The organism is Microbacterium sp. (genome assembly GCF_029263575.1).
Classification (GTDB): domain Bacteria; phylum Actinomycetota; class Actinomycetes; order Actinomycetales; family Microbacteriaceae; genus Microbacterium.
The window spans coordinates 1-2,571 of sequence record NZ_JAJUFV010000240.1 but is presented as its reverse complement, the minus strand read 5'-3'; the positions used below and the strand labels follow the sequence as shown (position 1 = coordinate 2,571).

At 66.2% G+C, this 2,571-nt stretch carries 4 protein-coding genes; 1 reads left to right on the top strand and 3 read right to left on the bottom strand.

All coding sequences use genetic code 11. The features are described 5' to 3' along the window. The first annotated feature begins 47 nt into the window (after positions 1–47). Entirely contained in the window at positions 48–320 is a 273-nt protein-coding gene (locus tag Q1J95_RS15570) for a GlsB/YeaQ/YmgE family stress response membrane protein (RefSeq protein WP_300269326.1), read from the top strand. Here Q1J95_RS15570 and Q1J95_RS15565 read toward each other — a convergent pair. The 3 genes from Q1J95_RS15565 to Q1J95_RS15555 all read right to left on the bottom strand — a co-directional run. Then, positions 317–1,603, bottom strand: a complete 1,287-nt coding sequence (locus tag Q1J95_RS15565; protein ID WP_300269324.1) for a sigma-70 family RNA polymerase sigma factor — start codon at positions 1,601–1,603, stop codon at positions 317–319. The two genes, Q1J95_RS15570 and Q1J95_RS15565, sit on opposite strands and share 4 nt — an antisense overlap. A 9-nt stretch (positions 1,604–1,612) precedes the next feature. Beyond that, positions 1,613–2,038, bottom strand: coding sequence for a YciI family protein (locus Q1J95_RS15560; protein WP_300269321.1), 426 nt, complete (start codon positions 2,036–2,038; stop codon positions 1,613–1,615). Positions 2,039–2,179: 141 nt separating this feature from the next. Continuing rightward, a partial coding sequence (locus Q1J95_RS15555; RefSeq protein WP_300269318.1) for a glycosyltransferase occupies positions 2,180–2,571 on the bottom strand: 392 nt, incomplete at its 5' end.

Genomic DNA, 2,571 nt, shown 5'->3' with positions numbered 1-2,571 from the left:
GAACAGGAGCATTCTTATCTCACCGCTACAGAGAAGGAGCACACATCATGGGTTTCTTAGCATTTCTCATCCTCGGATTGATCGCTGGCGCCATCGCCAAACTGATCCTGCCCGGTAAGCAGGGCGGCGGCTGGATCGTGACGCTCATCCTCGGCGTCGTCGGTGCTATTCTCGGCGGCTGGCTAGGCGGCATGATCTTCGGTGTCGGCCTCAACGAGTTCTGGAGCCTGTCAACCTGGGCTCTCGCCATCGGCGGTGCGATCATCGTGCTGCTGATCTACGGCCTGATCGTCGGCCGCGGCAGCAAGGTCCGCGACTAGACGGGCTGACCCGAGGCTTTGGCCTCGAGAAGGGCGCGTTCGGCGTCGTTGCCCGCGAGCTTCGCGGCGGCAGCGAACGCCGAGCGCGCTTCTTCGTCACGCCCGAGTCGTGACAGCATCTCTCCACGCGTCGCCGGGAGCAGGTGGTAGTCGCGCAGAGCGCCGGATGCCGCAAGCTCATCGATGATGCGCAGAGCGGATGCCGGGCCCGTCGCCATCGCGACGGCCGCAGCGCGGTTGAGCTCGACGATCGGCGAGGGAGCGACGCGGCCGAGCGCTTCGTACAGCACGACGATATGCTCCCAGTCGGTGTCGTCGACAGACGCCGCCACGGCGTGGCATTCGGCGATCGCCGCTTGCAGGCCATATGCCGTGCGTCCGCCAAGCGCATCGGCTGCGGCGAGCGCTGCCCGCCCACGCGATATTCGACCGCGATCCCAGCGTGATCGATCCTGATCGGCGAGCAGCACGGGTTTTCCGCGGGCGTCGGTGCGGGCCAGGAATCGCGCGGCCGTCAGTTCCATCAGCGCCAACAGGCTATGCGCGTCTCGCTCTTTCGGAACCAGTCCGACAAGCACGCGGGCAAGTCGTATCGCCTCGACCCCGAGTTCGGTGCGCATCCAATCCGTCCCGCTGCTGGCGGCGTGCCCCTCGTTGAAGATCAGATAGAGCACCCCGAGCACGGCCCCGAGACGCGCGGGATGCTCCTCTCGCGGCGGAACCTCGAATGCGACGTTCGCCGCGGCCAGGGTCTTCTTCGCCCGCACGATGCGCTGCTGCACGGTGGCAACCGGCACGAGGAGGGCCCGCGCGATCTGTTCGCTCGACAGGCCGGCCACCACCCGCAGCGTCAGGGCGACGCGTGCCTCACGCGAGAGCACCGGGTGGCACGAGATGAACACCAACCGGAGCAGGTCGTCGTCAATGCTGTCTGGGTCCCACGGGTCAGCATCCGCGGCATCCGCCTGTTCCCGGTCCAGGTCGTGCGCGATCACCGCGATGCGATCGTCCAGGCGTTCTTGGCGGCGCCAACCGTCGATCGCCTTCCGTTTGGCGACGGCGGTGAGCCAGGCAGCAGGGTTTCGCGGCACGCCCTCGACGGGCCACTGCTTCAGAGCGTCGAGTAGCGCATCCTGCGCGAGATCTTCAGCGAACCCGAAATCGCCCACCATGCGGGTGAGGGTGGCGACGATCTTGCCCGATTCGATGCGCCACACGGCGGCGACGGTGCGCTCCACGTCGGTCGTGGATCGCACCGCCGAATCGCCTGTGGTCTGAGTCATCAGGTGACTCTACTGCTGCCCCCGCTGTGCCTGCTCTTCGCGCCAGCCCGCTTCCTTCTGGATCCACTCGTTGTCCGCGGGGAAGTCATCCATCTCGGTCACGCGTCGTACCTCCAGGAACGATCCCGCCCCCAGCGGTGCACGCTTGGCCCATTCGACGGCCTCTTCGCGGCTGGAGACCTCGACGATCCAGAACCCGTTGAACAGCTCTTTGGTCTCGCCGTACGGCCCGTCGGTGACGAGCGGTTCCTCGCCGGAGAAGTCGACGACGAAACCCTCTGCGGCATCGGTGAGCCCCTCGCCTGCCGCCAGCACCCCGGCCTTCATCATCGATTCGTTGTACTTGCCCATCGCTTCGATGATCTGCTCGAACGGAACCTCGTTGTACGCCTCGACAGCCTCGTCGGTCGCGCGCATGATCAGCATGAACTTCATGATTATTCTCCTTGAATCGGGGCCGCTTTTCGACCCTCTCACTCAAGACGTCGAACGGGAAGAGCGCCGATCGACATCCCGCAAGAAAAGTTCAGCGATTCTCGTCAGGGTTGCGTCGTGGTCGGCGCCGTGAGTCGCGTGTCAGCGCCGTGGCGTGGCCGCGAGCGCACCGCGCACCGTGTCGGCGAGTGCCCCGACCGCGCGCTCGCTGCTCCACGCGGATACCGCGCTCGGAGCCTCAGCGACAAGACGTGCGTGCAGTGCGGAATCGGTGAGCACCTGCCGCAGGGCATCCGCCAGCGCGCGCTCGTCGCCATCGGGTACGAGGATGCCACCGCCGTCGCCCAGCACGTCGCGGATGCCGTAGCGAACGTCGTAGGAGACGACGGGCGTGCCGTGCATCAGGGATTCGAAGATCGAGAGCGGTTGTCCTTCGAAAGCGGTCGAGGTGACCACCACGCTGGCGCGATCGAGCACACGACCCGGATCGTCGGTGTAGCCGGCGAGCATGATGCGCGATCGGGCTCCCAGCT

Coding starts and splice junctions, on each gene's coding strand:
- Q1J95_RS15560 (WP_300269321.1), bottom strand. CDS start 2,038: ATGAAGTTCATGCTGATCATGCGCGCGACCGACGAGGCTGTCGAGGCG.
- Q1J95_RS15570 (WP_300269326.1), top strand. CDS start 48: ATGGGTTTCTTAGCATTTCTCATCCTCGGATTGATCGCTGGCGCCATC.
- Q1J95_RS15565 (WP_300269324.1), bottom strand. CDS start 1,603: ATGACTCAGACCACAGGCGATTCGGCGGTGCGATCCACGACCGACGTG.